This window comes from Devosia sp. Root413D1 (assembly GCF_001425235.1).
Classification (GTDB): domain Bacteria; phylum Pseudomonadota; class Alphaproteobacteria; order Rhizobiales; family Devosiaceae; genus Devosia_A.
Window position 1 is genome coordinate 116,405 of sequence record NZ_LMEA01000010.1, and the last position, 22,660, is coordinate 139,064.

At 66.6% G+C, this 22,660-nt stretch carries 20 protein-coding genes; 12 read left to right on the forward strand and 8 right to left on the reverse strand.

All coding sequences use genetic code 11. From position 1 onward, the window contains the following. Nucleotides 1–44 precede the first annotated feature (44 nt). Genes ASC89_RS15255 through ASC89_RS15285 form a run of 7 tightly spaced genes read left to right on the forward strand, consistent with a single transcriptional unit; the run spans nt 45 to nt 8,823 of the window. Nucleotides 45–1,601 (forward strand): ABC transporter substrate-binding protein, encoded by a 1,557-nt coding sequence (locus ASC89_RS15255; RefSeq protein ID WP_055999268.1) that lies wholly within the window; start codon nt 45–47, stop codon nt 1,599–1,601. Then, on the forward strand, nt 1,601–3,685 hold the full coding sequence (locus ASC89_RS15260; protein ID WP_082533404.1) for an ABC transporter ATP-binding protein: 2,085 nt from the start codon (nt 1,601–1,603) through the stop codon (nt 3,683–3,685). Before ASC89_RS15255 ends, ASC89_RS15260 begins: the two co-directional genes overlap by 1 nt. Then, on the forward strand, nt 3,682–4,557 hold the full coding sequence (locus ASC89_RS15265) for an ABC transporter permease (RefSeq protein WP_055999273.1): 876 nt from the start codon (nt 3,682–3,684) through the stop codon (nt 4,555–4,557). Before ASC89_RS15260 ends, ASC89_RS15265 begins: the two co-directional genes overlap by 4 nt. Next, nucleotides 4,554–5,501 (forward strand): ABC transporter permease, encoded by a 948-nt coding sequence (locus ASC89_RS15270; RefSeq protein WP_055999276.1) that lies wholly within the window; start codon nt 4,554–4,556, stop codon nt 5,499–5,501. The genes ASC89_RS15265 and ASC89_RS15270 overlap by 4 nt, the downstream gene beginning before the upstream one ends. Further along, entirely contained in the window at nt 5,501–6,292 is a 792-nt protein-coding gene (locus ASC89_RS15275) for an SDR family NAD(P)-dependent oxidoreductase (RefSeq protein ID WP_055999279.1), read from the forward strand. Before ASC89_RS15270 ends, ASC89_RS15275 begins: the two co-directional genes overlap by 1 nt. Nucleotides 6,293–6,313: 21 nt before the next feature. Continuing rightward, on the forward strand, nt 6,314–7,372 hold the full coding sequence (locus ASC89_RS15280; RefSeq protein WP_082528294.1) for a malate/lactate/ureidoglycolate dehydrogenase: 1,059 nt from the start codon (nt 6,314–6,316) through the stop codon (nt 7,370–7,372). After that, on the forward strand, nt 7,372–8,823 hold the full coding sequence (locus ASC89_RS15285) for a M81 family metallopeptidase (protein ID WP_055999282.1): 1,452 nt from the start codon (nt 7,372–7,374) through the stop codon (nt 8,821–8,823). Before ASC89_RS15280 ends, ASC89_RS15285 begins: the two co-directional genes overlap by 1 nt. 162 nt (nt 8,824–8,985) lie before the next feature. Here ASC89_RS15285 and ASC89_RS15290 read toward each other — a convergent pair whose 3' ends face one another. From ASC89_RS15290 to ASC89_RS15325, 8 genes are all read right to left on the reverse strand, one after another. Continuing rightward, nucleotides 8,986–9,471 carry a hypothetical protein gene (locus ASC89_RS15290; protein WP_055999285.1) on the reverse strand — a complete coding sequence of 162 codons (486 nt, stop codon included), beginning with the start codon at nt 9,469–9,471 and terminating at the stop codon, nt 8,986–8,988. Next, on the reverse strand, nt 9,468–9,917 hold the full coding sequence (locus ASC89_RS15295) for a hypothetical protein (protein ID WP_055999288.1): 450 nt from the start codon (nt 9,915–9,917) through the stop codon (nt 9,468–9,470). The genes ASC89_RS15290 and ASC89_RS15295 overlap by 4 nt, the downstream gene beginning before the upstream one ends. Next, nucleotides 9,914–10,675, reverse strand: coding sequence for an SDR family NAD(P)-dependent oxidoreductase (locus ASC89_RS15300; RefSeq protein ID WP_055999291.1), 762 nt, complete (start codon nt 10,673–10,675; stop codon nt 9,914–9,916). The genes ASC89_RS15295 and ASC89_RS15300 overlap by 4 nt, the downstream gene beginning before the upstream one ends. Next, complete coding sequence (locus ASC89_RS15305) at nt 10,672–11,511, reverse strand: dipeptide/oligopeptide/nickel ABC transporter ATP-binding protein (protein ID WP_055999293.1); 840 nt, start codon at nt 11,509–11,511, stop codon at nt 10,672–10,674. The genes ASC89_RS15300 and ASC89_RS15305 overlap by 4 nt, the downstream gene beginning before the upstream one ends. Beyond that, entirely contained in the window at nt 11,508–12,500 is a 993-nt protein-coding gene (locus tag ASC89_RS15310; protein ID WP_055999296.1) for an ABC transporter ATP-binding protein, read from the reverse strand. Before ASC89_RS15310 ends, ASC89_RS15305 begins: the two co-directional genes overlap by 4 nt. Then, a complete protein-coding gene (locus tag ASC89_RS15315) occupies nt 12,500–13,366 on the reverse strand; it encodes an ABC transporter permease (protein ID WP_082533405.1) in 867 nt (288 codons plus the stop codon). Before ASC89_RS15315 ends, ASC89_RS15310 begins: the two co-directional genes overlap by 1 nt. A 16-nt stretch (nt 13,367–13,382) precedes the next feature. Next, nucleotides 13,383–14,330 carry an ABC transporter permease gene (locus ASC89_RS15320; RefSeq protein WP_055999302.1) on the reverse strand — a complete coding sequence of 316 codons (948 nt, stop codon included), beginning with the start codon at nt 14,328–14,330 and terminating at the stop codon, nt 13,383–13,385. A 99-nt stretch (nt 14,331–14,429) separates the two neighbouring features. Then, nucleotides 14,430–15,953: an ABC transporter substrate-binding protein gene (locus ASC89_RS15325; protein ID WP_055882800.1), complete on the reverse strand. Its 1,524-nt coding sequence runs from the start codon at nt 15,951–15,953 to the stop codon at nt 14,430–14,432. Nucleotides 15,954–16,565: 612 nt separating this feature from the next. On the opposite strand from ASC89_RS15325, the gene ASC89_RS15330 reads away from it, so the two are divergent. The 5 genes from ASC89_RS15330 to ASC89_RS15350 all read left to right on the forward strand — a co-directional run bounded on the left by ASC89_RS15330 (nt 16,566) and on the right by ASC89_RS15350 (nt 22,537). Next, complete coding sequence (locus tag ASC89_RS15330; protein WP_055882802.1) at nt 16,566–17,717, forward strand: Gfo/Idh/MocA family protein; 1,152 nt, start codon at nt 16,566–16,568, stop codon at nt 17,715–17,717. Between the two features lie 77 nt (nt 17,718–17,794). Then, a complete protein-coding gene (locus ASC89_RS15335; protein WP_055999306.1) occupies nt 17,795–18,724 on the forward strand; it encodes a substrate-binding domain-containing protein in 930 nt (309 codons plus the stop codon). Between the two features lie 2 nt (nt 18,725–18,726). Continuing rightward, nucleotides 18,727–20,214, forward strand: a complete 1,488-nt coding sequence (locus ASC89_RS28510) for a sugar ABC transporter ATP-binding protein (protein ID WP_055999309.1) — start codon at nt 18,727–18,729, stop codon at nt 20,212–20,214. Next, a complete protein-coding gene (locus ASC89_RS15345) occupies nt 20,211–21,143 on the forward strand; it encodes an ABC transporter permease (protein ID WP_055999312.1) in 933 nt (310 codons plus the stop codon). The genes ASC89_RS28510 and ASC89_RS15345 overlap by 4 nt, the downstream gene beginning before the upstream one ends. Beyond that, on the forward strand, nt 21,140–22,537 hold the full coding sequence (locus ASC89_RS15350; protein ID WP_055999314.1) for an FGGY-family carbohydrate kinase: 1,398 nt from the start codon (nt 21,140–21,142) through the stop codon (nt 22,535–22,537). The genes ASC89_RS15345 and ASC89_RS15350 overlap by 4 nt, the downstream gene beginning before the upstream one ends. Nucleotides 22,538–22,660 lie beyond the last annotated feature (123 nt).

Genomic DNA, 22,660 nt, shown 5'->3' on the forward strand with positions numbered 1-22,660 from the left:
CCTGTTGCCGTCACGTCTTTTGAACTCACAGGGGAGTCGCTTGCATGAAGTACGGATTTCTTAAGCCTTTGAGACTGTTGGGGTTGGCGCTGTTCGCCGCCGTCGCCCCGATCAGCACCGCCATCGTTGCACCGGTCACCGCCCAAGCCCAGGAGTTGAAGGGCGGTACGCTGCGTGTCGGCCTGCTCGCCGACATGACCAACTATGATCCGCAGCAGTTCTCGACGGTGAATTTCCACCTGATCAAGAACCTCTATGACAGCCTGATTGAGTACACGCCGGAAGGCGAGGCGGTGCCGAGCCTTGCCACGGAATGGACGATCAACGCCGACAACAGCTCGGTGACGCTGAAGCTGCGCGACGACGTGACCTTCGCCTCGGGCGGCAAGTTCAGCTCGGCCGACGTGGTGGCGACGCTGGAGAAGGCGGCCAACCCCGACCTCGGCAAGAACGTTTTCGGCACCATGGCGATCGTCAAGGATTGGGCAGCGCCCGATGCGACGACCATCACCATCAACTTCAAGGCGCCGGCGCCGACCAAGCAGATCACCGACCTGTTGCAGTTCATGATCCCGATCGAAGCGGCGGGGATCTCGACGGTCGAAACGGTGCCGGCCGGCACCGGGGCGTATCTGCTCGCCGATCGTGCCGTCGGGCAGAGTCTGACGATGAAGAAGAACCCCAACTACTGGCGCGAGAACGAGCCGATCCTCGACGAGATCGTCTTCACTATTTTCGCTGACGACGCGGCGGCCAGCGCGGCGCTCGAGTCGGGTTCGATCGACATGGTCTATGGCAGCACCGCGCGCAACGCCGTGCGGCTGCAGGATGCGGGCTACCAGGTGATCCGCGGGCCGGGCTCGCTGGTGCAGGTGTTCCGCATCAATGCGACACGCGCGCCTTTCACCAACGAGAAATTCCGCCAGGCCTTCAACTACGTCATGGACCGCGAAGGCATGGTGAAGGTGGCCTATGCGGGTCTCGGCACCGTCGTGGCGCTGCCCTGGGCACCGGCCTCGCCGGCGTTCGACGCGGCCTATACCGCCGAGTTCGCCTACAACATGGACAAGGCCAAGGAACTGTTCGCGGCCTCGGGCCTGTCGGCCGCCGAAATGAGCGACTGGAAGATGCTGGTGTTCGGCAATGACGAGCCGGGCGTGGTGATCAGCCAGATCGTGCAGAGCGCCCTGGCCGAAGCCGGCATCAATATCGAACTCGATGTCCGCCAGGGCGCCGAATACACCGATGCGCTGCTGGGCGGCGACTTCTGGGCCACCTTCGGGGCGGTCGGCAATGCGCAGAAGTTCCCGTCGCGCATGGCCACCAACTCGATCTACCGCACGGCCAAGAACCCGGTGCTGAAAGACCCGCATCCGTTCCCGGACTATGTGGCGGCGATCGACAAGGTGAACGCCACTTCCGGCCCGGAGGATGCGGTGAAGGCGGCCTATGCCGAGCTCAACCGCGTGCTGGTGACGGACTCGTTCGCCGTTCCGACCAACACCGTCGATACCGGGCTGATCGTTGCTTCCGACAAGCTCGGCGGCTTCACGCTCGATATCGATAACCTGCTCGTCGCCCGCACGATCGGCTTCAAGTAATGGCTGACGCAGGCGCCGCACGGCCCGACATGGACCCGAAGAGCGTTCCAGTCCTGTCGGTCAGGGATCTCAAGGTGGAGTTCACCGGTTCCGGTCGTGCGGTGCCTGTGGTGCGGGGCGTCGATTTCGACGTCTACGCCAATGAAGTGCTCTGCATCGTCGGCGAAAGCGGATCGGGCAAGAGCGTTACTTCCCTCGCGATCACCGGGCTGTTGCCCGAGACCGCGCGGGTCTCCGGCTCGATCCGGCTCGGCAAGCTCGAGGTGATCGGGGCCGAGCCGGAAACGCTGCGCCAGATGCGCGGGCGCGATGTCGGCTTCATCTTCCAGGACCCGACGACGACGCTCAATCCAGTGCTGCCGGTCGGCCGGCAGATCACCGAGGGGCAGGTGGCGCACGGGCTGCTCGCCAAGGGCGAGGCGCAGAAACGCGCCGCCGAGCTGCTGCGCGAAGTCGATATCGCCGATCCCGAAGGACGGGTCGCTCAGTATCCGCATCAGTTTTCCGGCGGCATGCGGCAGCGGGCGGTGATCGCCATGGCGATGGCCGGACAGCCGAACCTGATCATTGCGGACGAGCCGACCACGGCGCTCGACGTCACGGTACAGGCGCAGGTGCTGGCAGTGCTGGCGCGGCGACAGGCCGAGACCGGCGCGGCGGTGATCCTCATTACCCACGATCTTGGCGTGGTGGCGGAAGTCGCCGACCGGGTGGCGGTGATGTATGGCGGCCGGATCGTCGAGACCGGCCCGGTGGCCGAGCTGTTCCGCTCACCCCGGCACCCCTATACGCGGGCGCTGCTGCGCTCGATCCCGCGGATCGACACCACCGATGCGCGGCTCGACCCGATTCCCGGGCAGCCGCCGACGCCCAGCGCGCTGCCGACCGGCTGCAGTTTCCACCCGCGCTGCGCCCTGGCGGTGGGTCGGGCCCGTTGCAGCGGCGAAGAACCATCCCTACGTGTCGTCAACGAGCTGCAGCAGGCAGCTTGTCATTATGCGGACGAGATCCCCGTTGCGAGCGTAGTTGCCACGCCGCGCGAGGCGGCCGGCGGAGCCACCCCGCCGGCCAACCCGCTGCTCGTCGTCGATGACCTCAAGGTGCATTTCCCGGTTCGATCCTCGATCCTCCGCCGTACCATCGGCTGGGTGCGGGCCGTGGATGGCGTGAGCCTCTCGGTGCGACCGGGCGAGACGGTGAGCCTCGTCGGTGAATCCGGTTGCGGCAAGACCACCACCGGGCGCGCCATCATGGGGCTGATCGGGGCGACGGGCGGCGATATCCGCTTCGAGGGTCAGTCGATCGTCGGGCTGGAGCGCGCCCAGATGCGCAAGGCCCGCCGGCAGATGCAGTATATTTTCCAGGACCCCTATGCCTCGCTCAACCCGGTGCTGACGGTCGAAGACATCGTCGCCGAGCCGCTGCGCATCCACGGCATCTATGACGAAATGGGCGGCGCGCCGCGCATTGCCGAGCTGTTCGATATGGTCGGGCTGTCGCGCTCGATGCTGGGGCGCTACCCGAGTGAGTTCTCGGGCGGGCAGAAGCAGCGCATCGGCATTGCCCGGGCGCTGGCGCTCAAGCCGCGGCTGCTGATCCTCGACGAGCCGGTGGCGGCGCTCGACGTGTCGATCCAGGCGCAGGTGATCAACCTGCTGCAGGACCTGCAGCGGGAGCTGGGGCTCGGCTACCTGTTCATCGCGCATAATCTCAGCGTGGTGCGGCACATCTCGGACCGCGTGGCGGTGATGTATCTGGGCCGCATCGTCGAAGAGAGCGGACGCGACACGCTCTACGACCAGCCGATCCACCCGTACACGCAGAGCCTTCTCTCTGCTGCGCCGGTGCCCGATCCGGCGGTGCGCGACAGCCGGCGGCGCATCGTGCTGGAAGGCGAGATCCCCAATCCGGCCAAGCCACCCAGCGGTTGCACCTTCCACCCGCGCTGCTTTCGCGCCACCGAGCGCTGCCGCAGCGAGGCGCCGGTATTCGCGGCCTACCCGGGGCTCGAGACACGTACGTCGTGCCACCATGCCGGGCCGTTGTCGGTGGTCGCCGAACGGCAGCTGGAGGCGGCGCGATGAAGCTCCTCCACTCGACACGATCGGTGCTGCAGCGGCTGCTGCGTAGCCCCGGTTCGGCGCTGGCGCTGCTGTTCCTCCTCGGCATCACGCTGGCGGCGATCTTGGCGGATTTCCTGCCGCTCAACCCCTATGCACAGAAGCTGGTCAACGCGCTCAACGGGCCATCGGCAGCCAATTGGTTCGGCACCGACGAGGTGGGCCGCGATATCCTGGCGCGCGTGGTGTTCGGGGCGCGGACCTCACTGCTCACTGCGGCCGGCGCGGTGGCGATCGCGGCGGTGATCGGGGTGCCGATCGGGCTGGTCGCCGGGTTCTTCGGTGGCTGGCGCGACGCGACGCTGATGCGCTTCGTCGATGTGCTGCTGGCGCTGCCGGCGATCCTCTTCGCCATGGCGATGATCGCGGTGCTGGGGCGCAGCCAGGTGGCAGCGCTGATCGCGGTGGGGATTACCGGCATTCCGAGCTTTGCCCGCATCACCCGGGCACAGGTGCTGTCGCTCAGGCGGCGCGATTTCGTCACCGCCGTCGAGGCGTTCGGCGGCAGCTCGGCCTACAACATGTTCCGCACGATCCTGCCCAACTCATGGAGCCCGATCTTCGTCCAGATCGTCGTGCTCTGCTCGGTAGCGATCCTGCTCGAGGCGGCCTTGTCCTTCCTCGGCGTCGGGGTGGCGCCGCCGACCCCGAGCTGGGGCGAGATGCTGCGCACCGGCAAATCCTACCTGCATGAGGCGCCGTACTATGCGGTGCTGCCGGGCATCGTGCTGACGCTGACCATCCTCAGCTTCGACACTATCGGTCGGGCGCTGGCCGGCATTCTCGAGAACCGCAGCGAGGTCGTCACGCCCGCCAAGGTCGGGGGCACACCATGATCGGCTTCGTGTTGCGGCGTTTCGGGCAGTTGCTGCCGGTGCTGCTGCTGGCCTCGATCGGCATCTGGGCGATGATCTTCGCAGTGCCGGGCGGGCCGATCGGCATGCTGGTGGGCGAGAACGCCACACCCGAGGCGATCGCCGCGGCGGAGAAGCAGTTCGGTCTCGATCGGCCGGCGGTGGTGCAATATCTCGACTGGCTGTGGAATGCCCTGCAGGGCAATTTCGGCATGTCGATCCATGGCCGTGAGCCGGTGCTGCACCTGATCGGGCAGCGGCTGCCGGCGACGCTGCACCTGGCGGTGGCGGCGACCATCGTGTCGCTGCTGATCGGCATTCCCGTCGCCATCCTCAGCGCGCTGAAGCCCGGCTCGTGGATCGACCGGGTGCTGAGCGCCTGGAGCGCGCTGGCGCTGGGAGTGCCGACCTTCTGGCTGGGGATCCTGTTGATCCTCCTGTTCGCGGTGGAACTGCACTGGCTGCCTTCCGCTTCGGGTTACGTGCCGATCTGGGAAGATCCGCTGGCGGCGCTGCGCAACCTGGCGCTGCCGGCGCTGACGCTCGGGGTCTATGTCTCGGGCATCCTGGCGCGGTTCCTGCGCGCTTCGCTGGTCGGCGAATTGCGCGCCGACTACGTGCGCACCGCGCGTTCCAAGGGGCTGCCGGAGCGGCAGGTGGTCGGCACCCATATCATGCGCAATGCGCTGCTGCCGTTCGTCACCATTGTCGGGTTGATGATGGCCAACTTCATCGGCGGGGCGGTGGTGACCGAGGCGGTGTTCACCTATCCGGGGCTCGGGCGGTTGCTGATCCAGGCGATCAGCACGCGCGACTATCCGCTGATCCAGGGCTGCATCGTGGTGATCCTGGTGCTCTATATCGGCATCAACATGGCCGTCGACGTGCTCTACGCCTATATCGACCCACGGATCGAATACAGCTGATGACAGAACCGGCACCGCGCAATCCGGCGCAGCTTTTTGACCTCTCGGGCCAGGTGGCGCTGGTCACCGGCGCCTCCAGGGGACTTGGCTGGGCGGTGGCGCAGACGCTGGCTGCCGCGGGCGCCCGCGTGGTGCTGACCGGGCGGCGTGCCGAGTTGCTCGAAGAGCGGCTCGAGCAGATGCTCGGCTGGGGGTTCAGCGCCGAGATCGCGGCCTTCGATGCCGCCGACGGCGATGCGGCGGTCGAGGCGCTCAACGATATCGCGGCCCGGCATGGGCGGCTCGACATCCTCTATTCGAACACCGCCGCCGGGGTGCGAAAGCCGTTCGTCGAACTCGACGAAGCCGAGTGGCAATCGGTGATCGATGGCAGTCTCACCGCCGGATGGCGGCTGGCGCGGCATGCGGCGCCATTGATGATCAAGGCGGGTTACGGGCGGATCGTTTTCGTCTCGTCGATCAACGCCACGGTCGCCCGGCCGGGGATCAGTGCCTATGTGACGGCCAAGACCGCGCTGCATGGGCTGGTGCGTGGGCTGGCGGTGGAACTGGCGCCCAATGGCATCACCGTCAATGCCCTGGCGCCGGGCTACTTCCTCACCGATGGCAACGCGCCTTTGCGCGGCGCGGTGCCGGAGTTCCAGCAGAAGATTGCCGACCGCACGCCGATGGCGCGCTGGGGCGATCCACCCGAACTCGGTGCGGCTGCCCTCTATCTCGCCTCACGCGCCTCGGGCTACACCACCGGCAGCGTCATTACCGTCGATGGCGGACTCACCGCCGCGATCTGAAGTTTTCAAGGAAACCATCGAATGTCCGAGACCAAGATGCACCTTGTCCCGTGGGACCGGCTGCAGGCGAATACCCTAAGTGTTTTCCGCGCCGCCGGGTCGGAGCCGCGGGAAGCCCAACTGATCGCCGAGCATCTGGTGGAAGCGAACCTGCGTGGCCACGATTCTCACGGCGTCGGCGTGGTGCCGATGTATATCAACGGCGTGAAGTCCGGTGGCATGGTGATGAACCAGAGCCTCAAGGTGGCGATCGATACCGGCGCCATGCTGATCTGCGATGCGGGGCAGGGCGCCGGGCAGGTGATGGCGCATGATGCGATGGCGCTCGGCATCGCCCGCGCCAAGGACGAAGGCAGTGCCATCGTCAGCCTCCGCAACAGCCATCACATCGGGCGCATCGGCCACTGGGCCGAGCAGTGCGCGGCGGCCGGCATGGTGTCGATCCATTTCGTCAACGTGGTCGCCGGCGCCATCGTCGCGCCGTTCGGCGGCACGCAATCGCGGCTCGGCACGAACCCATTTGCCGCAGCCTTCCCGCGCGATGGCGCGCCGCCGGTGGTGGTGGATTTCGCCACCTCCAAGCTCGCTGCCGGCAAGGTGCGCGTGGCGCACAACAAGGGGGTCGAGCTGCCGCCCGGGGCGCTGCTCGACAACCAGGGCAAGCCTACCATCAACCCTGGTGCCCTGTTCGAAACCCCGCCGGGTTCGCTGACGACGTTCGGCGAGCATAAGGGCTGGGGTCTGATGCTGGCCTGCGAGCTGCTGGGTGCGGCGCTGGTCGGGGCGCCGACGCAGCATGAGAAGGCGGGCAGCGGCGCGGTGATCAACTCGATGTTCTCGGTGATCGTCTCGCCGGAGCGGCTGGGGACAGCCGGACCGTTCGCGGCCGAGATGGAAGCGGTGCTGGGCTGGGTGCTGTCGGAGAACGAGGGCGGCGGCAGTGTGAAGCTGCCGGGGATGCCCGAGCTCGAGACGAGGGCGAAGCGCCTCGCGGAGGGCGTGCCCGTAGATGCGGCGACACTCGAGCAGCTCGAGGCGTCGGCGCGCGATGTCGGGCTTAAGGGCTTCGGGGCTGTCTGATGCGCATCTTCATCGCGGCGCTAGGCACTGAGACCAACACGTTCTCGCCACTGCCGACCGGACGGAAGACGTTCGAGGAAACCCTGTGGGTCCGCCGCGATGCCAGCCTCAGCTCGGACAATTATTTCGTCCTGCCGCTGAGGGAGTGGCGCCGCCTCGCCGAGGCGGCGGGTGACGAGGTGATCGAAAGCCTCTCGGCCTTTGCGCAGCCGGCGGGTCGTACGGTGCAGGCGGTATGGGAGGAACTGCGAGATACGCTGCTCGGCGACCTCCGGGCCGCCGGTCAGCTCGACCTGGTGCTGCTGAACCTCCATGGCGCGATGGCGTCGGAGCAGTGCGACGACTGCGAGGGCGAGCTGGTCGAGATGGTGCGCCAGGTGGTCGGGCCTGAGGTCACCGTGGGCGTCGAGTTCGACCTCCACTGCCACATCTCCGAGCGGCTGATGCGCCATGCCGACCTGCTGGTGCTCTACAAGGAGTATCCGCATACCGATGTCGCCGAGCGCGGGGCGGAGCTGTTCGAGCTGGGGCGCCGTACCGTGCTGGGCGAGATCAAGCCGGTGATGGCGCTGCGTGATCTTCGCATGCTCGATGTGTGGCGCACTTCGGATGCGCCAGTGCGCGCGCTGGTCGACTGGATGCAGGCGGCCGAGCAGTGCGACAATATCCTGTCGGTCAGCTTCGGGCACGGCTTCCCCTGGGCCGATGTGCCCGATGTCGGGGCGAAGACGCTGGTGGTGACCGATGGCGATGCGGCGCTGGCCGAGGCGGTGGCAAAGGAACTCGGCGACCGCATCTGGGCGCTGCGCGAGACCTATGCGGCAAACCTGCTCGACGTGGCCGAGACGATGGCGGCGATTGCTGGCGGCAATGGCTGCACAGTGGTCGCCGATATCTCCGACAATGCCGGGTGCGGTGCGGCAAGCGACTCGACCTTCCTGCTCGAGCCGCTGCTCGCCGCGAAAGCCGAGCGGGCACTGTTCGGGCTGCTATGGGACCCCGCGGCGGTGCGGATCTGCGAAGAGGCCGGCGAAGGCGCGACGCTGGGGCTACGGATCGGCGGCAAGGTCAGCGCCATGTCGGGCCGGCCGGTGGATGTCGAGGCCAGGGTGCTGAAGCTCATCCATGATGCCAAGGTGAGCTATGGCGACGGCAAGATGCCGATGGGCGATGCGGTGCTGCTCGATGCCGGCGGCGTCCACATCGTCATCAACACCATCCGCACGCAGACCTTCAATCCGGATGCGTTTACGCAGTTCGGCATCGATTTGCGCGATTATCGGACGGTGGTGCTGAAGTCGGCGCAGCACTTCCATGCCGGCTTCGCGCCGGTGGCCGACCGGATCATCTACGCGGTGGCCGAGGGCACTTCATCGCCGGATTTCCGGACGCTGCCACTGCCGCATGCCGGGCGGCCGTTATGGCCGCAGGTGGCGGATCCGTGGGCGTGACGGGCACCAACTGACGCCGGTGCGGGCTGACCCCCACCCTTGATCCCTCCCCCTAAACATGGGGAGGGAGACGCAGACTGCGATGTCAGTGCGGGGGTCTCCCTCCCCCTTGCGGGGAGGGGACAGGGGTGGGGGGCAGCCCGCACCGGCCTATCGAGCGGTTCAGACCTTGTGCCCCGGCCATCCCATCAGCAGCTTTACGTCCTTCTCGGCTTCCTTGGCCTTCGCCGCATCCTTGAACACCCGCATGACGCATTGCGGTTTCTTCCTATCGATCACGTCATAGACCAGGTGGTAGCCGGTCTTGTCGAAGATCGGGCCGATCCAGCCGGCGCAGTGGTCGCAGTAGCGGCCCATCGGCTCGGCGTCGTTGTCCATGACCTTGCTCAGGCTCGGGCAGACATTCATCCGCAATTCGAGGCGATCCTCGTTGCGGTCGATGTCCATGTCGCAGTTTTCTTCGATCTTGATGTGGGTCCAGTACTCCTCCATGCCCGCGAGACCCTTGGTCTGGATCAGCTCGAGGATGTGCTTTTCCTGGTTCTTCGAGATGGCGAGGAAATAGGCTTCGAGCACCTCCTCACCCTGCGCCTCGAGGAACTTGAACACCTCGTTGTAGAAGCGAGTGTAGTGATCGGACGGGATCATGTGCGCCTCCTGATGACCTGGCGGCAGGCGCCGGGGCCGGTGATTTCGGTGTCGATGGCGAAGGGCGAGCCCTCGGCCATGCCCTCATTGGTGCGGGTGGTCTGGTCGCAGAAATGCGGCGAGGGGGTGCCGACAAGCTTGGCGACGTGGTGCCAGGCGGTGCAGTGGCGGACGGTGAGGACGATCTCGTCGTCGCCGACCGCGATATCGTAGTCGCAGTTCTCGCGATCGAAGAAGTGCCGCCAGTGGCGCACCAACTGTCCGGTATCGCCGGCCAGCAGATCCTCATGGATCGAGCGATAGACGTCCTTGCCGACCTTGCGGAAAATATCGTCCATCGCGGCAAGGCCGAACTTGCCGATGATGAACTCGATGGTGGTGTCGGTCGCGCCATGGAAATCGAGGTGCACTTCGCCGGTCTCGGCGTAGCGGAGTTTTTCACTCATGCTTGGGGCTCCCAGGACATCTGATTGGCGAGGATGCCGCCATCGACATAGAGCATCTGTCCGGTGATGTAGCGGGCGGCGGGTGAGGCGAGGAAGACGGCGGTGCCGCCGATATCGTCGGGCATGCCGACGCGACCGAGCGGGATCTGCCGTTCGAGCGCCGGGCGCACGCCCGGCGCCGCCAGCCCCTTCGCGGACAGGGGCGTCTCGATGATCCCCGGCCCGATGCCGTTGACGCGGATGCCGCGTTCGGCGAGCGTGACCGCAAGGTTGCGGACCAGCATCAGCACCGCGCCCTTCGAGGTGTCGTAGATGACGCTGTTCTTTTCGGCCGCCAGTGAGTTGGTCGAGCCGGTGCAGATGATGCTCGGATTCTCCTGACCCGGCGCCAGACCTTTGACGAAGGCCTGCGCGGCGAAGAGGTAGCCTTTCACGTTGAGGTTGAAGGTGCGGTCGAACGCCGCCTCGGTGAGGTCGTCGAAATTGGTGTCGAGATAAGTGCCGGCGTTGTTGACCAGCGTATCGAGCCGACCGAGTTTCGCGCGCGCCGCCGCGACGAAGCCCTGCGCACCAGCCACCGTCGAGAGATCGGCCTGGACGAAGTGGCATTCGGTCAGCTTGCCGAGCCGCGCGGCTGCCCCGCTATCGTCAGCGAGGTGCGAGTTGATCACCAGCCGCGCGCCGGTATGGGCAAAGGCCTCGGCGATGGCATAGCCGATGCCGGTGGTAGAACCTGTTATGGCGACGCACTGGCTCATGCGAGTGCGTTCCCGGCGAGACCCGCTTCGACGCTGAGCACAGCGCCGACGAGCGCCTGTGTCGCCTCGGCCTGTGGGGTGCGGAACAGGTCGAGCGGCTTGCCCACTTCGACGATCTTGCCAGACGACATCACATAGACCTTGCTGGTTGTGTAGGCGACGACGGACAGGTCGTGCGCGATGAAGACGAGGCTGAGGCCGAGGTCGCGCACCAGGTCCTTAAGCAGGTTCAGCACCTGCGCCTGGATCGACACGTCGAGGGCGGAGACCGGCTCGTCGGCAATCAGCACTTTCGGGCCCGGCATCAGGGCGCGGGCGATGGCGATGCGTTGCAGCTGGCCGCCGGAGAACTCATGCGGGAAGCGCTCGAGCGCATTCTTGTCGAGCCCGACCTGGTCGAGCACCTCAAGCACGCGGGCGGCGTGGTCGCCTTCGATCCTCAAACTGCGCAGCGGCTCGAGCAGCGAAGTGCCGACACGCATGCGCGGATCGAGCGAGGAGCGTGGGTTCTGCAGCACCACCTGCACCGAGCGACGGAACAGTTTTCGGTGCGCCTCGCCGCCGGTCCAGACGTCGACGCCGTCATAGAGCACCTGGCCTTCGCCCGGACGTTCGACGCCGGTGAGCATGCGAGTGAGGGTGGTCTTGCCCGATCCGGATTCGCCGACAAGGCCGACGGCCTCGCCGGGGCGCACCGAGAAATCGATGCTGTCGAGCACCTTGAGCTTCGGGCGCGGGACGAACAGTTTTTGCCGGTTGAGGTTGTAGACCTGGCTCAGCTGCCGGACTTCGAGCAGCGGGCGCGCGTCGGCGGGGAATGGGGTCACGGCACTCATTGCGCGGCCACCTCGCCGGCGACGTTGATCGGGTGCCAGCAGGCGGCGCTGATGCCGTCGCTGCCCAGTTCCGGCATGGTCTCGCGGCACTTGTCGGTGGCTGCCGGGCAACGTGGGTTGAAGGCGCAGCCGGTGGGCAGGCTGTGCAGCGGCGGCACCATGCCGGGGATCGAGACGAGGCGCGACGAGCCGTCGAGCGCGATATTGTCCATGGTCGGCTGGCTGTCGAGCAGGCCGCGCGTGTAATGGTGCCTGGGGTTGCGGAACACCTCCTGCACCGGGCCGATCTCGACGATGCGGCCGGCATACATCACGGCGACGGTGTCGCACATGGCGGCGATGATCGGCAGGTCGTGGGTGATCATCAGCAGCGCCGAGCCGCGGTCGCGGACCGCGCCGTTGAGCAGCCGCAGCACCTGCTTCTGCACCGTGACATCGAGCGCAGTGGTCGGCTCGTCGGCGATGATCAGCTGCGGGTAACAGGCGAGCGCCATGGCGATCATGATGCGCTGGCGCTGGCCGCCCGAGATCTCGTGCGGGTAGGCGCGCACCAGTTGCTCGGGGCGGGGCAGGTTCATCTGCTTGATCAGCTCGATGGTCTGCGCCTCGGCAACCTTCCTGTCGGCGCCGGTATGGCGGCGGATCACCGAGCTGATCTGGTCGCCGACGCGGCGCACCGGATTGAGCGAGCTGAGCGGATCCTGGAACACCATGGAGAGGGTGCGGCCGCGGCGGCTCGACAGCGCCTTGTCGGACTGGGTGACGAGGTCGACGCCGTCATGGAGGATGCTGCCGTGGGTGCTCCAGCCCATGGGCAAGAGGCCCATCAGCGCCAGCGCGGTCATCGACTTGCCGGAGCCGGATTCCCCGACCAGCCCCATGCGGCCGCCCTGCGGGATGGTGAAGGAGACGCCGCGCACGGCGGTGACGTCACCGTTAGTGACCTCGAGGTTTTTGACTTCGATGGCGTGCGGTTTGGCCGAGGTCATCAGCTCCTCCGCTTCAGCTTGGGATCGAGCACATCGCGCAACCCGTCACCGAGCAGGTTCAGCCCGAGCACGACGATGACGATGGCGAGGCCGGGCCACATGGCGAGCGGCGAGGAAATGCCGACGGTCTGCTGGGCTTCGTTGAGCATCATGCCCCACGAGATCGAGGGCCGGGTGACGCCGACGCCGAGATAGGAAAGGCCCGCCTCGGTGAGGATGCCGGCGGCAAAATAGAGGGTGAACTGGACGATCATTACACCGGCGATATTGGGGATGACGTGGCGCGCCAGGATGAACAGCTTGCCGCGGCCGTAGAGCTTGGCGGAGGTGATGAAATCCTCCTGCAGCACGCTCATCGCCGCGGAGCGGATGACGCGGGTGAAGGAGGGGGTGAAGAAGGCGGTGAGCGCGAAGATGGTGGTGAGTGCGCCCGAGCCCATGGTGGCGGCGAGCACCAGCGCGGTCACCATGCCGGGGATCGACAGCATGATGTCGGCGCCGCGCGAGATGGTTTCGTCGGCGATCTTGCCATAGGCGGCGGCGACCAGCCCGGCGACGGTGCCGAGGATCAGGCTGATGGTGGCGCCGCCGGCGCCGACGAGGATCGAGGTGCGCGCTCCGACCATCAGCTGGGCGATGATATCGCGGCCGAGCCCGTCGGTGCCGAGCCAGTGGTCGACGGTGCCCGGCGGCAGCATGCGGTTCTTGATGTTGGGGATGTTCGGGTTCGAGGGCAGCCAGAAGAACGAAACGATGGCGATGACCAGAAAGCCGATGGTCAGCACGACGCCGACGACCAGCGAGGCGTTGAGCTCGAGGCGGCGCCGGCGGCGCGGGGTGACTGCGGGGGCGGTGGTGGTGTTCATGGGGATGCCTCCGTTCTCACGCCGCGTTCCGGACGCGCGGATCGAGCACGCCGTAGAGCAGGTCGACGACGAAGTTGACGAAGATGACGAAGATGATGATCAGCATGACGGTCGACTGCACCACGATCACCTCGCGGGCCGCGACGTTGGCGAGGATCATGCGGCTCAGGCCCGGCAGCGAGAACACCATCTCGATGATCACGGTGCCGCCGATCAGCTCGGCGATCTGCAGCCCGACAATGGTGACGATGGGGAGCGCCGCGTTGCGCAGGCCAACGCTGAGCAGCGCCTGGGTGCGGGTCATGCCGACGGCGCGCGCGGTGCGCACATAGTCCTGGTTCATGACGTCGAGCACGGCGGAACGCACGTAGCGGATCAGCACCGCGGCCATGATCAGGCCGAGCGACAGCACCGGCAGCACCAGCGAGCGAATGGCGCCGATCGGACTTTCGCGCCAATCGGTCCAGCCGCCGGTGGGCAGCCAGCCGAGTTTCACGCCGAACAGCACCGAGAGCAGGATGCCGGCCCAGAATACCGGCACGGCGATGCCGATCTGGCTGATCAGCGCCAGCACGGCGCCCGAGGGCTTTCCCACGTTGCGCGCGGCGTAAGTGCCGACCGGGATGGCGATGATGAGGCCGAGCAGCAGGCCCGAGAGAGCGAGCGGCACCGAGACGGAAAGCCGCGCGGTGACCAGCTCGGCTACGCTTTCCTTGGTGCGGAAGGACTGGCCGAGGTCGCCCTGCAGCATGTTGGTGATCCAGTTGAAGTACTGGACCGGCAGCGGCTGATCGAGCCCATAGGCGTGCGCGAGGGCGTTGATCGCCTCGGCGGTGGCGTCCTTGCCGAGGACGATGGCGGCCACGTTGCCGCCGGCAGCACGGATCAGAATGAAGATGGCCAGCGAGGCAACGAAGACTGCGCCCAGAAAAAACGCAAGTTTGCGCAGCGCGTAGATTGCCATTCAGCTCAACCCTTGACGAAGCGGCCTGTTCGGGGCCGCAGAAACCTGGTGCGAGCCGCCGGCACGGGCCGGCGGCTCGCGGATTGGATCAGGCTACACTTACCAGTGCAGCTTGCCGATCTCGATTGCGACGAGGACGCGCGGCTCAAGGAAGCCCTTGAGCTCGCCGTCGAACAGGCCGACGCCTTTCTTGGCGATCAGCGGCACGATGACGGCGTCCTTGCGCAGGATGTCGGCGGCCTCTTTCATCTTGGCGAGGTAGTCCTCATCCGAGGTCGCCTTGTCGGCATCGCTCAGCGCCTGGGTGTATTCGGCGCTGCAATAGGTGCTCCAGCCGGCCTTGTCCGGGGTGGGGCAGGCCCACTGGGTCGGCTCGGCGTCGCCCGACATCACGGTGATATCGAACTGCGGCGGACGGCCCTGGAAGATCAGCTGGCTGTAGCGCGCGAGGTCAATGGCGTTGCGGGTGACGTTGAAGCCGGCGCCCTGCATCGCCGGGATCATGATGTCGGCCGGCAGCGACAGGTCAGGCACGTCGCTCAGCGAAGCGTATTCGAGCGGGGTCGAGGCGAACTCCGGAGCCTTGGCCATCGCGCCCTCATAGTCGAACGGGTAGGGGCAGGTTTCGGGGCTTTCCGGCGAGTACCAGGGCTGGTTGGGCAGCGCGAAGGTACAGGTGTTCTCGGCACCCCAGGCGGCGCCGAAGGCGTCGTTGTACGATTGGCGGTCGAGCGTCGCGGCAAGCGCCTGGCGCAAAGCCGGGTCGAGCTTCTGGTTGAACACGGCGTAGGTCGGCTCGCCGATCTGCGGGTAGGTGACGAGCGTGAACTTCTTGTCGAGCTCACGCTTGGTCAGCTGTTCCCACAGGTCAATGGTGATCACCGGAACGGCATCGACTTCACCGGCTTCCAGCGCATTGAGGCCGGCGGTGCCGTCGGTCACGATGCGCACGGTGGCGGCGGTGATCGTTGGCTTGGTGCCCCAGTAGTTCGGGTTGGCTTCAAACTCGAAGGTCGAGTTGGTGGTGTAGGACTTCAGCACGTAGGGGCCGGTGCCGATCGGGTTGGTGGCGATGCTGCCGGCGGCGTGCTCGGGCTGGATCAGCCCGGCGACCGAGCCCATGCCGCGCCAGAAGTTCTGGCTCGGCTGCGACAGCGTCACCTTGACGGTCTGGTCATCGACCTTCTCGATGGCGGTGACGGCATTGTAGGCCGACGAGTTGTTGACGACCGGCGAGGCCTTCATGGTGTTGAGCGAGTAGATCACGTCCTCGACGGTCACCGGGGTGCCATCGGAGAAGTTGGTCTTCCGGATCTTGAACTCGTAGGTCAGCTTGTCGTCGGAAATGGTCCAGGACTCGGCGACGCCGGGCTCAACCGAGCCGTCCTTGTTGAAATAGATCAGCGGCTCGACGACGTTGGCCGGAATCCACAGGCGCAGCGCGGTGAGGCCGCTGGTGACGTAGTCGAGCGTGCCCGGATCCTGTCGGGCGATCAGCACCACCTTGTTCTCGGCGGCGCGCGGCGAGGCGGCCATGGCTTCGGCGCCGCCAAAGGCTGCCAGCATGATCGCAGCCGCGGCGATGGCGCCGAGGCGCTGGCCGAACTTTCCCTTAGACTGCATGTTGAATCGTCCCTTCCGATTGTCCCTAAAAATCTGTGCGTGGCGCGGCGCCTCCACATCTGACCCCCTGTGCCGTCGGCAGTGCACCGCGCCTGTGCTGCCGTCGTATTCCATAATGTGGAATGCAAACTCTTTTTGCATGCCGATAGTCTGCATAGGATATGTGCGTATGGCAAGTAGCTTCCCGTTTCAGCGGCAAAACGCGCAGCAATTTGATGTTCGGTCGCTGAGTTGCGTTCCGCTATATGGAACGTTGTTTGCGCAGTAGCATGATTTTCTCGCTGGCGATGGCTGGGTGATCGAGCGGGAATCGGTGTAATCGCCCCGAACACGATGTCATCCCGGCACAGGCCCTTATGCGCGTGGTCGTGCCCACCCACCGGTGTCATCCCAGCGAAAGCTGGGACCCATCCATCCACTTGCGCGGGCTGTGAGTTGGGTCCCAGCTTTGGCTGGGATGACATCGAGTTTGGGGTGCTTGCAGAGCGTTGGTTCGCGTACCGGCGCTACCCATTGCGTCCCAAGTAGCGTGCATCAGAGCAGCAGGGTGGTTCGGTGGCGGTCTACCGGAAACTGATCTAGCTTCTGCGCCGCCTCGAGGAGAAATTTGACGTGAAGATCGGAATTGTCGGGCTTGGCGCCCGGGTAGGGTACCTGGCGCGGATCGCGGTGCAGCAGGTGCCGGGCGCGAGGTTGGTTGGCTATGTCGATCCGACGCCCTATGGGATGCCGGAACTGACCGGGGCAGGGATCGATGCGGGGCCCGCCTATGAAACGCCGGAGGCGCTGCTCAAGGCCGAAAAGCTCAACCTCTTGATGGTCGGCTCGCCCAACCACATGCATCTCGATCACATTCGGATCGGGCTCGAGGCGGGCCTGAAGGTGTTCACCGAAAAGCCGGTGGTGACCACCGAGGCGGATACCTATGCGCTGCTCGAGCTGTTGAAGCAGAGCGGCGGCGCCGACAGCGTGATGATCGGCCTGGTGCTGCGCTATGCGCCGCTCTATCGCGACCTCGTCGCGAGCTATCGTTCGGGCGCGCTCGGCAAGATCACCTCGATCGAGGCCAGCGAGCACATCGCGCCCTACCATGGGGCGTTCTTCATGCGCGACTGGCGGCGGCGCAGCGGCTATTCGGGCGGCTTCATCCTCGAAAAGTGCTGCCACGATATCGACCTCTACCAGGGGCTGGTCGGCAATCGGCCGGTGCGGGTGGCGAGCTTCGGCGGGCGCAAGACCTTCGTGCCCGAGAACATGCCGACCAAGGCCGGGATCAACGATCTCGACGTGTATTTCCGCAAACCCGGTGGCTGGGAGAGCAATAGCCGGGTGTGGGACGGCGATGGCGACATCATCGACTACCAGACGGCGCTGGTGGAATATTCCGGCGGCGAGAACCTCTGCTTTCACACCAACCTGAATGTGCCCGACGAGTACCGGCATTTCACCGTCATCGGCACGCATGGCATGGCCGAGGGCGATTTCGTGCGCAACTTCTACCGCATGCACGATGCGCGGACCGGCGAACGGATGGTCGACAAGCGCTATGAGACCAAGGGCACCTCGGTACATTACGGCGCCGACGAGCAGATGGTGGCCGATATCTTCGCCCACCTGACCGATGGCGCGTCGCTTCCGGTGTCGATCGTCGACGGGCTGGTGGCGGGGATGACAGCGATCAAGATCGATGAGGCGCGGGCCAGCCGGCAGGTGATCGAGCTCACCGAGACCTGGCGGCAGTTCGACAGCTACGGGCTCAGCTGACGGATTCTCCGTTGGAAGGGCTTTGCGGCCTCAAACGGCGCCGATATGTTCGCGCGGAATTCTCGGAGGACAATCCCATGCATAAATCCATCGCAGCCCTCGGGCTCGCGTCCATCCTGGCGCTCGGCGTCTCCTCGGGGGCACTCGCCGCCGGCGAGAAGGTCTCGGTGATCACCCCGTTCCTCGCGGCGATCGCCACGGGCGAGATGATCGAGGCGTTCAAGGCCAAGGCGACCGAGTATCAGTGGACCGTCGACGTGGTGGACACCGCCGGCGACATGGCGGCCTTCGCCAGCCGCGTCGAGGATGCGACCACCAGCGGCGCCAACGCCATTGTCCTGGTGTCGGTCGACCCGGCGCAGATCCAGGACCAGGTCGACAAGGCCAAGGCGGCGGGCGTGCCTGTCATCACCATCGACGGCGCCAAGAACGCCTCGAGCGTGCTCAACGTCACCTCCGACAACTACGTGCTCGGCGAGACGATGACCAAGTTCCTGTTCGATCAAATCGGCAACAAGGGCAACATCGTGCGCTTCTTCTACTCGGCACACCCGGGCGTGCATCAGCGCGAGCTGGCGCTCGATGCGGCGCTGAAGGCCAACCCTGCGATCAAGCAGGTGGCCGATCACTACGTGGCAGTACCGGGCCAGGTCGATGACAGCCGCGCCGCCATGGATGCGATGCTGCTCGCCAACCCGGGCGACGGCGCCATCAACGCGGTGTGGGCGGCCTGGGACGAGCCGGGGATCGGAGCCAACCTCGCCATCGAGGCGGCGGGCCGCAAGGGCATCGTCATTGCCGGCATCGACGGCAACCCGCAGGCGATCGACCTGATCAAGGCCTGCGGCGCCTATATCGGCACCGTGCGCCAGGGCTTTGGCGAGATGGCCAGCATCGCGGCCGGCGAGCTCAACACCATCCTCGCCGGCGGCAGCGCCAAGGCCGACGAACTCTACGCGCCGGTGGAACTGATCACCCGCGAGAGCCTCGGCGTCACCTGTCCCTGACGTTGCTGGACCTTTCCGGGATCAGCCGGCGCTTCGGCGCAACCCACGCGCTCGAGGACGTGAGCCTCGCCCTTTCCGAGGGCGAGGTGCTCGGGCTTGTCGGGCCGAACGGCGCCGGCAAATCCACGCTGATCAAGATCATCGCCGGCGCGGATCGACCCGATGCGGGCGAGATCCGCATCGACGGCAGCCTCACGCAGTTTCACTCGGCGCATGATGCCTACGCGGCGGGCATCCGGGTCATCCACCAGGATGCGCCGCTGGTGCCGGGCTTCGATACGGTCGAAAACTGCTATCTCGGCCGCGCCTATCCACGGCGGTTCGGACGGATCGACCGCAAAGCGATGCGCGCGGCGATTGCCGAAGTGGCGGCCGACATCGCGCCGGAGCTCGATCTCGACCTGCCGGTGATGTTCCTGCCGCCGGCCGAGCGGCAGTTCGTGCGGCTGTTGCGGGCGGTGGCCGACAAGGGCCGCCTGCTGATCCTCGACGAGCCGACCGCGGCGCTGCCGGCAGAGGATGCCGAGCGGTTCTATGACGTGCTGCGCCGCACGCGACAGCGCGGCACCTCGATCATCCTGGTCAGCCACCGGCTCGACGAGATCGCCGATTTCTGCGGACGCGCCGTGGTGATCCGCGACGGGCGGATCGTGGCGCGCTTTGCCGAGGGCGAAGTGAAACCCGAGGCGATGATCGCGGCAATGGGCGGCAGCGCCTCGGAGCGCTCGAACCGGGCGACCGACACCAGCGCGCCCAAGATTATCGAGATCGATGGCGTGACGGCAGGCGACCTGACCCGGCCGGCGCGACTTGACGTGCATGCCGGTGAGGTGATCGCGCTTTATGGGCTGGCCGGGTCCGGACGCTCGAGCCTGCTCAACGCGATCTGGGGGGCGATCCCCTGGGTCGGCAAGATGCGGCTCGCCGGTGCGGATTATGCGCCGCGCTCGCCGCGGCAGGCGATTGCCCGGGGCGTGTCGTGCGTGCCGGCCGACCGACATCGCAGCGGGCTGTTCGTCAACGAGGACCTGGTGTTCAACAAGACGCTGCCGCTGCTGTCGGGCTATCGCCGCCTGCGCGGGCTGCCGGTGCCGGATGTGAAGGCCGAAGAGGCGGAGTTTGTTGTCGCTGCCGAGCGGGTGTCGCTCAGTTATCGCGACCCGAAACAGCTGGCGCGGACGTTGTCCGGCGGCAACCAGCAGAAGCTGATCTTTTCGCGCTGGGCCAACCGGCACTCCAAGGTGATGCTGCTCGATGAGCCGACCGAGGGCGTCGACGTGATGGCCAAGGCGACCATCAAGGACATCATCCGGGCCATCGCCGCCGACGGCAATGCGGTGCTGGTTTCGACCTCGGACCGCGACGAGGCGCTGGAACTGGGCGACCGTATCGCGGTGTTCCGGCAGGGCGGCATCGTTAAAGTTTTCACCCGCGCGGAGGCGAGCGCCGAAGCGCTGTCGGCGGCCGCGCAGTCTCGGGAGGCGGCGTGACCCGCACCAATCTCAATCGCTTCGGCACGCTGATCGCCTTCGTGCTGCTCTGCATCGGTTTTTCGATCGCGGCGCCTGCGGCATTCGCGTCGCCAGCCAATGTGTTCAACCTCGTCCAGCAGATGGCGACGCTGGCGATCGTCGCGACCGCGGCGACGCTGGTGATGACCATTTCGGAGTTCGACCTGTCGGTCGGCTTTTCGGCGTCACTGGCGGCGGTGATCTGCTTCGTGCTGTTCGGGCAGGGCTATGACGTGTGGCTGGCGGTGCCGGCAGCGCTGCTGGTGGGGATCATCGGCGGTGCCGCCAATGGGGTGCTGGTGGCGCGGTTCGGCATTCCGTCCTTCGTTGCGACGCTGGCGCTCGGCACCATCCTTTCGGGCTTCGCTTTCGGGCTCAGTGGTGGGCAGAGCCTGTTCCAGTCGGTGCCGGATGGCTTCAAGAGCCTGGCGCGCGGCGACGTGTTCGGCATTCCAGTGCTGGGCTTCTGGATCGTCGCGGTGCTGGGGGTCGCGGCGTTCGTCTTGACGCAGACCGAGTTCGGGCGGCGGTTGCGGGCCATCGGCGGCAATGCACAGGCAGCGCGGCTCGCCGGTCTGCCGATCGTCCGCGACGTCATCGTCACCTTCGCCATTGCCGGCGGCCTCTCGGCCCTCGCCGGGCTGCTGCTGGCGTCGCGGCTGGGCAGCGTGCAGCACACCATGGGCGAGCCGCTGCTGCTGCCGGCCTATGCGGCGGTGTTCATCGGCACCACGGCATCGCCGACCGGAGCGCCGACGGTGGCGGGAACGCTGCTCGGCGTCGCCATCACTGGGGTGATGGTCAACGGCATGACCATCGTCGGGGTCGAGCCGTTCGTGCAGAAGATCATGACCGGGGTGATCATTCTCGTGGCCGTGCTGCTGCGCCGGGTGGGGCGGGCGAAATGAGCATCCTGGTGCTCGATTGCGGCAGCTCGGCGCTGAAGGCGACGGTGTTCGCCGACGACGGCGCGGTGATCGCCACCACCGATGCCGGCTACCCCGAGCAGCGTGCGCCGCATCGGCGGGCGCCGGAGGACTGGTGGCGCGCCGCGGTCGAGGCGTTGGGCAGGCTGCCACGCGACGGCGTCACGGCGCTGTCGCTGACCGGGATGATGGAGAACCTGATCGCCGTCGATGCGGTCGGCACGCCAGTGCGCGACGCGGCGCTCTATTCCGATCCGATCGGGACGGAAGCCTTCGAGGCGGTGGTGGCGCGGCTCGCGGCGGCCGATGCCACGGCGATCCTCGGCAATGCGCCGCGGCCGCTGATGACGGCGTTCAAGCTGCTGGCGCTTGGGCCGAAAGGCGCCGAGTGGGTGCTGCCTGGCTCAAAGGATTACCTGGCGCTGCGGCTCACCGGTGTCGCAGCCACCGATCCGAGCTGCGCCAGCACCACCGGGCTGATGGATATCGGCACGCGCGACTGGTCGGCTGAGCTGGTCGAACTGCTCGACATCGATCGCGGCTTGCTGCCCCCGATCCTCGCGGCAGAAACCGTGCTCGGCGGGCTGACGGCTGAGGCCGCGACTGCGCTGGGTCTGCCGGCTGGCATCCCGGTGATCAACGGCTGTGGCGATGCCGCAGCGACGACCATCGGCAGCGGGGCGGAGCAGCCCGATGAGGTCAGCATCTACCTGGGCACCAGCGGTTGGGTGGCGGGTGTCACCGCGCTGACCGAGCGAACGCCGCGGCCATACTATCGGCTGTCGCATCCGCTGCATGGCGGGCTGATCGAGGTGGCGCCGATCTTCTCTGCCGGCGCGGCGGCGCAATGGGCCCGTGACACGCTGAGTCTGACCCTCTCCGAAGCCGAGCGGCTGGCGGATGAGGCGGATGCTGCACCCGGCGGGGCGCTGTTCCTGCCTTATCTCAACGGCGAGCGCACCCCGTTCGTCGACCTTGAACTCAGGGCCGGGTTCGCCAATGTCGCGGCTAGCGACAGCGCGGCGGCGCTCTACTATGCGGCGCTCGAAGGCGTGGCGTTCGCCATCGCCGCCAATGTGCGGGCCATGGGCGCCGTTGGGCCGGTTTACCTGGTGGGCGGTGGCGCGCAGAGCGCGGTGTGGCCGCAGATCATGGCCGACGTGCTGGGCCGCGAGGTCACGGTGCCGCAGTATCCGGTATTGGCCGCGAGCCTCGGCGCCTATCGCGCCGCAGCGAAGGCACTTGGGCTGACCGTCGGCGCCGCGGCGCGGGGCAGGGTTTTCCTGCCGAGGGCCGATCGGGCGGAGCGGATTGCGCGGCAGCAGCAGCGGTTCGAGCGGGCGACGGTGATGCTGCGGGAGCTGGCGCGGGTTTAGGCCGGACTAGATGAACGCCGGTGCGGGCCGACCCCCACCCTTAATCCCTCCCCCTAAGAATGGGGAGGGAGACGGCAGCCTCGATGTCCGTGTGAGGGTCTCCCTCCCCATTCTTAGGGGGAG